We start from the raw sequence: 1,477 nt of genomic DNA, 5'->3' as shown, positions 1-1,477 counted from the left end.
GGGTAATACCACCAGTGGTGACTTTGCCCCTCAAATCACTGCGGTAGGCAGCGATGGCGCCTATGTGGTGACCTGGTCTGGTGATGATAGCGACGGTGACTATTCGATCTTTGTGCAGGCATTTAACGCCGATGGTTCCTTCAATAGCACCACGGTACAGCTGGAAGCGCTGGGTTACACCAATGGTCGAGACTATTCACCCCAAATCACCGCCGTGGGCAGTGATGGCACCTATGTGGTGACTTGGTACGGATGGGATAGCGACGGTGATTGGTCGATCTTTGTGCAGGCGTTTAAAGCCGATGGTTCCTTCAATGGCACCAGGGTACAGTTGGAAGCGCTAGGTAATACCACTGGCCATGACTTTGATCCTCAAATCACTGCGGTGGGCACTGATGGCGCCTATGTGGTGACCTGGTACGGGTACGAGGGCGCTGGCTATTCAGGTGATCAGTCGATCTTTGTGCAGGCGTTTAAAGCCGATGGCTCCGTCAACGGCACCCCGGTACAGCTGGAAGCGCCGGGTAATACCGATGGTGATGACTATGCCCCCCAAATCACTGCGGTAGGCAGCGCTGGCGCCTATGTGGTGACCTGGATTGGGACTGATAGTGACGGCGATCGGTCGATCTTTGTGCAGGCGTTTAATGCCGATGGTTCCTTCAACGGTGCCACGGTACAGCTGGAAGCACTGGATAATATCACCGGTACTGATCAGTACCCTCAAATCACCGCCGTGGGCAGTGATGGCGCCTATGTGGTGACCTGGTACGGGTTAGATAGCAACGGTAATCTGTCGATCTTTGTGCAGGCCTTCGCCTATGGTTCCGTCAACGGCGCCACGGTACAGTTGGAAGCACTGGATAATATCACCGGTGCTGATCAGTACCCTCAAATCACCGCCGTGGGCACTGATGGCGCCTATGTGGTGACCTGGTACGGAAGGGATAGCGAGGGTGATAAGTCGATCTTTGTGCAAGCGTTTAACGCCGATGGCTCCTTCAACAGTGCCACGGTACAACTGGAAGCGCCGGGTAATACCACTGGTGATGACTATTTTCCTCAAGTCACCGCCGTGGGCAGTGCTGGCGCCTATGTGGTGACCTGGTTCGGGGCCGATAGCGGCGGTGATAATTCGATTTTTGTGCAGGCCTTTAACGCCGAAGGTTCCGTCAATGGTGACACAGTACAGCTGGAAGCGCTGGGTAATACCGATGGTGATGACTATGCCCCCCAAATCACTGCGGTAGGCAGCGCTGGCGCCTATGTGGTGACCTGGTACGGGGCTGATAGTGACGGTGATTATTCGATCTTTGTGCAGGCGTTTAATGCCGATGGCACACTGGTGATGGATAGCACCTATGAAGCAGGGGAGTTGATCACACTACAAAGTAATGAACCGGGTACGGTGTATTTGGTCAGCGATACAGTGGCCGTGACCACTGAGGCTGATATCACCAGCGCCAGCAGTAACCTG

The 1,477-nt window shown here is 54.7% G+C and carries 1 protein-coding gene; it reads left to right on the top strand.

The window, feature by feature from the left end:
* On the top strand, positions 1-1,477 hold a 1,477-nt coding region (locus Q8W22_RS16620; protein ID WP_305453120.1), incomplete at both ends, for a hypothetical protein.

It is taken from the genome of Oceanobacter sp. 1_MG-2023 (assembly GCF_030689025.1).
Taxonomy (GTDB): domain Bacteria; phylum Pseudomonadota; class Gammaproteobacteria; order Pseudomonadales; family Oceanobacteraceae; genus Oceanobacter.
This window is presented reverse-complemented; position numbering and strand designations above follow the sequence as displayed.